The organism is Rhodococcus sp. LB1, from assembly GCF_001583455.1.
GTDB classification, from domain to species: Bacteria; Actinomycetota; Actinomycetes; order Mycobacteriales; family Mycobacteriaceae; genus Rhodococcus_F; species Rhodococcus_F opacus.
This window is the reverse complement of the sequence record NZ_LTCZ01000363.1, coordinates 1,368-1,665: the sequence shown is the minus strand read 5'-3', so window position 1 is coordinate 1,665 and position 298 is coordinate 1,368.

Sequence of the window (298 nt, the reverse complement as noted above, 5' to 3'; positions counted from 1 at the left end):
GGCGGGCGGGGATCGTGCTCCGTCGGTTCGGTTCGGTGGCCGCCGGGTGTCTCATTTTCGTTTGTTGTCAGGGGAATTGGCTCTGTCGGTGTGGGCGGGTGGGGGTTGAGGATTAACATTCGCCGTGTCTGGTGGACCCCTCGGTTCCCACCAGCGCTGACGGCGGGTGTGTGAATGCCTGTCTGTCGGCCCGTCGGACAGGCGCCCCGCAGTCGGTACTGCGCCCGCTCTGCCGCGCCATCCGGCGTGGGTCGACATCGTCGCCGACGCAACTACCTTGGCATGATAGTTACATACC